Consider the following 4,979-nt stretch of genomic DNA (forward strand, 5'->3'; position numbering starts at 1 on the left):
AGTTGAGAATTTCTCAGTAAACTCCAGTATATTTAATCCTTGAAACATAATTTTAGCGTATTTGGTATCTACAGCTTAAATATACTAAAATTATTAGCAATACCCAAGCGCCTTATTCTATTAACCGTACTTACCGAGCATTTTACTGAGTTTGATAAGAACTTTTTAGGCCAGCTAAGCGAAAAGTATGTTGTTTTCTTTTTTGACAGGTCAGGTAAACGTGTAAGCTATGATTATAATTTGGTAAAAACTACGATCGGCGTATAGGATGCATGGCGGCAAGCGGTTGCGGCAAACGGCTCCATACTTACGCCGTCAGCCTCACCGCCGCTGGCAGGAGTGAAATTCGTTCCTCATAACACACCTGCCTTTCCCATACTCAAATATTATAATCCCATTTCACCGCGTCCGGCAAAGTTACCGACCGGCAGGTGAAACGTGAAGGCTATACAAGCGAAGCATTTTAATTTGTTTTTTAGCGGTGCTTCGGCCTTGACATTTCACCTGCCTTGCGCTTTTGGTGCCTAAGCATTGAAAATGGGGTGGTGTATTACATGTTAATCCAAATGCCATCTCTTAATTTAAATTTAAGAACTTTCAGTAAGCGGTAAATTATTGCTAAAAGAGTAAATCTATCAGTTTAGCCTTTGTAGAAATTTGAGCCGCTAATTATTCTTTAGCCGTAATATACTTCGCCGTGATCAGCAAAAGTAAGGTACGGTCCGCTTTGGCCTCGGCATAATTTTTCTTTGATCAATTGTTGCAGTCTACTAGAACAAAAAGTATAAAATTCATTGCAAAACTTCAATAATTTTTGCTACTTATAATTGCTTTTTAAGTAATTATTTACTAGAAGCAAAAGGTTTAGTATAACATTCACGAAAGTATGATATATCCGTTATTTTGAACAGTAACTGTATCTTATTGCGTATTATTAGGGAAATGATAAACGACAACTTTTATGCTTTTTTTAAATGCCTGTTTTATTGCCAACTATATAGAGGCTATTTTTTAGTTAAGCTTCAATCAAATAAGATGTTTAAATAAATGGTTTTCCAATTTATAACGCCTTTGATTTAGGCATAATACTGGTTTAACTATGCTGGCTCATGGATTTTATAGATCACGGCGTTAACGTTTACTCCGGCCCCGACAGCCACAAAGGCGATCATATCGCCTTCTCCGACAGTATGGCCTGCCATTTTTCCTTTAATTAAAAGGTCATATAAGGTGGGCAAGGTGGCTACCGAACTGTTACCAAGCCGGGCGATCGTCATCGGCATTACATCTGCTGGAATATCCTTCTGCTTATATAGCGAATAAAGGTTCCTCAAAATAGCTTCGTCCATCTTGTTATTGGCCTGGTGGATGAGCAATTTATCCATATCATCTATGACCAAACCGGCCTTAGCAAGGCAGGCTTTAATGACAGCAGGAACGATCGTCAGTGCATGTTCGTAAAGTTTGCGCCCCTGCATTTTAAGGAATAGCCGGTTACCATCATAATCCGGATTATATGATCGGCCCATTTTCAGTAGATAGGCCAGCTCGTGGCTATAAGATCGGGTACAATGTGCCAGAATCCCAACAGGTACTTCACTTTCCGTAACACCTAAAATCACGGCACCGGCACCGTCTGAATAGATCATGCTGTCGCGATCATGTGGGTCGCAAATACGTGACAACGTTTCCGCACCGATCACCATAACTTTAGCAGCATCACCGGACCGGATGTAAAAATCGGCCTGGATTACGCCCTGTAACCAACCGGCACAGCCAAAGGGCAGGTCATAAGCAATGGTATTCGGATTGGTAATGCCCAGGTGTTGCTTAACCCGGGAAGCAAGAGAGGGTACTAACTCGCTTTGAGGATTAACTGCGCTGACGTCTCCAAAATTGTGGGCAATAATAATATAATCCAGGCTCTCTCCATCAATATTCGATGATGCCAGTGCCTCTTTTGCCGCAAAGAAAGCGATATCAGATGTCACCAACTCATCAGTTACATACCTGCGTTCCCTTATCCCCGTGATCTTTTCAAATTGCCGAATGATCTCCTGGTTGGCCTTATCCAGCCGAACGCCTTGCTGGTCGTAAAATGTATGTTCCCCGAAGTCTTCGTTATTTATTATACGGGTAGGCAGGTAACTGCCACTACCCAGCAGGATCGAATATCTTTGTTTCACAGTTAATTGCCGTTTTAAATTATGGATAGTCTTAAAAAAATAATTATTGCGGACTGAATTTGATATGCGCTAAGTATGGTACCAGTTGGCTAGTCGTATCAAATGCTTTTACCCGTAATACCTTATTCGTATGCGCATCATAGAAAACCTCTCCATAGAAAGAGTTTAAGCTATATAACCGGACCACAAGGCCATTTTCTTCCCTGTCAGCCAGGAAAGTGCCATTCCATATGTGCTCCTCTTGATCATGCGTATTCAGCATATTGAATTCTTGCAATGTAAGCATAGACAATTTTATAAATTAGATCAAAGAGTATATTAATAACTGGCTTACTTTTAAAATGATTCGCCGACATTTAACATAATTGAATTATACCCTTTACTGAAAGCGTAATCCACCCCAATATTGGTGTTAGAACCTTTATTGAATTTCACCCTTAGTCCCGTACCGGCCGCCGGATGCCAGGATTTAAATAGCGTACCTGAGCCGCTCACAGTATTGATATTTCGCGAAGGCTACAAAACCTAAAAGTCCATTGGCGGTGATATCACGCCGATATTCACTCTCCAGGTAAAACAGCGATTTACCCCGGTACCGGTTTTGGTCAATCCCCTCACCTGAACGGTTATAAGGGTCCCATCCAATGCTTGGCAGATCAAGGTAAGGTGCGTTTCCTCCTAATACAGTCCAAAAGTAAGACCAGAAAGCTAGTGTGTTCTGTTGATTCTTATTGGCTGGATTCATCGGAACATATTTCCGGTAATCCAAGTACAAAGAATGCCAGCTATCATTACTACCCATAAAAGCAGGATTAACCCGGTAAACGAGATTAAAATAGGATCCCGGCAAAGGGTTGATAGAATTATTACGGGTGTCGTATAAGAGGCTCAGATTGATGCCGGAGGAAACCGAACTGCCGCCTGTACCATAATTGTAGCCGGTGAATTGCTTTAAGTCAACCAACGGATCATCACTTTTAATACTGCTGCGGTAGTCGATATTGTACCCTCCACCGGCAAAGAAATACGGCGTAATCCGCTTGAGCGCGCTCTGATAAAAGCGGACATAATTATAGTTTACCAGTGTTTTTTCAGTATAATCATTGGCGCTGCCTAAACCCCAGGTATATTGCGGATATCTCAGGAAGCGGATATCGCCCTGGATGTTCCATGTATTATCCTTAAGCCAGATGCTGGAACGCAATGGTAAACCAAACCTGCTGTGAAGGTTCCAGTAGGGTGCAAAATTAGCACTGGAAAGATTAGTGGTGCTTTGAGGGCCAAGGTAAGTACCGGCAGTGGTGCTGGTGATCAACGCACGGCCAGCCCCGCCAGGTACGGCACCCGGAATAGGCAGGATCGAAAAATATATTTTCTTTTCCCGCTGAATCCTCGGTTTTTTCGGGTTAATACGGAACAGGTCCTTGGCAATATCGATCAGGTCGGTTTGCCTGGAAGTATCCTTAACAGCACTTTGTTTTGGAATCATATTGGACGCGTCCTGCGCAAATGAGAATGCAGGAAGCAGGCACAAACAGAGCAAAAAGCCTTTTATCTTCATAACTATTATAGGTAAGGACACATAGAGCGTCAATTTGGCAAATAGCTAAACTATCCAACTCGCTTAACCTCATTTGATTTCAGCTCCAAGTCTAATAATCCCTTGTTGATTAACAAAAAAGCAACCCGCAATCTCCGGGTACCTTTCGGAATGAATTTAGCGACTATTCAACGACGTCTTCGGCTAAGACCTTGCTCGTTTTTTTAGAAAAAATAGCCTTTTTTTGAATTACTTCAGCGGCAGCATTTTTGGCGATCTCCTTTACTTTTTTCTTAAGGCTTTTGCGGGTTTTATTACCGCTTTCGGACAGGTAAAGGTAGGCCAACGCACCTACAGCAACACTTGCAATGGCGATACCGGCAATAAGAACGGTGTGATCATTTTTTTTAAATGGATTTTTCATGGTTAAAAGATTTAAAATCTGATTTGCAATAATTTTCCGGGGGTCAAAATAAAAAATAATATTTCAGTTCAAAAAAGGAAATTCATAATTTGACAGTCAATTTCTATTTTTATTCACCCGCGCCGAAAACGGTAACGGTACTTTTTTGTTTAAACTTAAACTTTGGATATATAATTCCTGTTGAGGATTAAATATTTTCACCAAAAGGAAAATACATCATTATTTATGCCTACCTTGTAGACTTATTTAATAAACAATATAATGCAACAAGGAACAGTAAAATTTTTTAATGAAACAAAAGGATTCGGATTTATTACACCAAGCAATGGTGGAAGCGAGATTTTTGTTCATTCTACAGGCTTAATTGACAACATTCGGGAGAATAATGCGGTTAGCTATGATGTAGAAGAAGGCCGTAAAGGCCCTAACGCAGTAAATGTAAAAGTAGCTTAAGACACTATATATTTAAAATTATTGTGAAAAGCACCTTCCTTAACGGGAGGTGTTTTTTTTTGCGTTTGTTTATCAAAAGCAAACATGACCGCTCCTCTTAGCGTACAATTTGCATCTCACTTAAGCATCCGACATTTCATTGAACAGTAGTTTCTTATAAAAATTTTGTTGTAATTAATTTTTTTTTCAAAAGCCGACTTATTATTATTGCGCCTCGATTTTGAAATACATAAGGATTGACTTTGAACTATAAATATTTATAGGATTATGTATTTAGTTCGCATTTAATCATTTTGTAATTTACGGGTTTAGCCTCGGTCATTCTGGTTATAAGTTTATCAAAAATTGAGTTCATATGCCCCCTTCTGTTAAAACG

Annotated in this window: 6 protein-coding genes; 2 read left to right on the top strand and 4 right to left on the bottom strand. The window is 40.0% G+C overall.

The window, feature by feature from the left end; genetic code table 11:
- Positions 1–39 precede the first annotated feature (39 nt).
- Positions 40–267 (top strand): hypothetical protein, encoded by a 228-nt coding sequence (locus E2R66_RS27975; protein WP_134737998.1) that lies wholly within the window; start codon positions 40–42, stop codon positions 265–267.
- An 830-nt stretch (positions 268–1,097) separates the two neighbouring features.
- Here E2R66_RS27975 and E2R66_RS27980 read toward each other — a convergent pair.
- The 4 genes from E2R66_RS27980 to E2R66_RS27995 form a co-directional block, all read right to left on the bottom strand.
- Positions 1,098–2,186, bottom strand: coding sequence for a 3-oxoacyl-ACP synthase III family protein (locus E2R66_RS27980; protein WP_134737999.1), 1,089 nt, complete (start codon positions 2,184–2,186; stop codon positions 1,098–1,100).
- 43 nt (positions 2,187–2,229) lie between these two features.
- Positions 2,230–2,472 carry a hypothetical protein gene (locus E2R66_RS27985; RefSeq protein WP_134738000.1) on the bottom strand — a complete coding sequence of 81 codons (243 nt, stop codon included), beginning with the start codon at positions 2,470–2,472 and terminating at the stop codon, positions 2,230–2,232.
- 183 nt (positions 2,473–2,655) lie between these two features.
- The gene (locus E2R66_RS27990) at positions 2,656–3,747 is read right to left on the bottom strand and encodes a BamA/TamA family outer membrane protein (RefSeq protein ID WP_240049545.1); all 1,092 of its coding nucleotides are present in this window, start codon (positions 3,745–3,747) and stop codon (positions 2,656–2,658) included.
- A 163-nt stretch (positions 3,748–3,910) separates the two neighbouring features.
- Positions 3,911–4,150 carry a YtxH domain-containing protein gene (locus tag E2R66_RS27995; protein ID WP_134738001.1) on the bottom strand — a complete coding sequence of 80 codons (240 nt, stop codon included), beginning with the start codon at positions 4,148–4,150 and terminating at the stop codon, positions 3,911–3,913.
- A 261-nt stretch (positions 4,151–4,411) separates the two neighbouring features.
- On the opposite strand from E2R66_RS27995, the gene E2R66_RS28000 reads away from it, so the two are divergent.
- Positions 4,412–4,603 carry a cold-shock protein gene (locus E2R66_RS28000; RefSeq protein ID WP_134738002.1) on the top strand — a complete coding sequence of 64 codons (192 nt, stop codon included), beginning with the start codon at positions 4,412–4,414 and terminating at the stop codon, positions 4,601–4,603.
- The last annotated feature ends 376 nt before the right edge of the window (positions 4,604–4,979 follow it).

Source organism: Mucilaginibacter psychrotolerans (genome assembly GCF_004519315.1).
GTDB lineage: Bacteria > Bacteroidota > Bacteroidia > Sphingobacteriales > Sphingobacteriaceae > Mucilaginibacter > Mucilaginibacter psychrotolerans.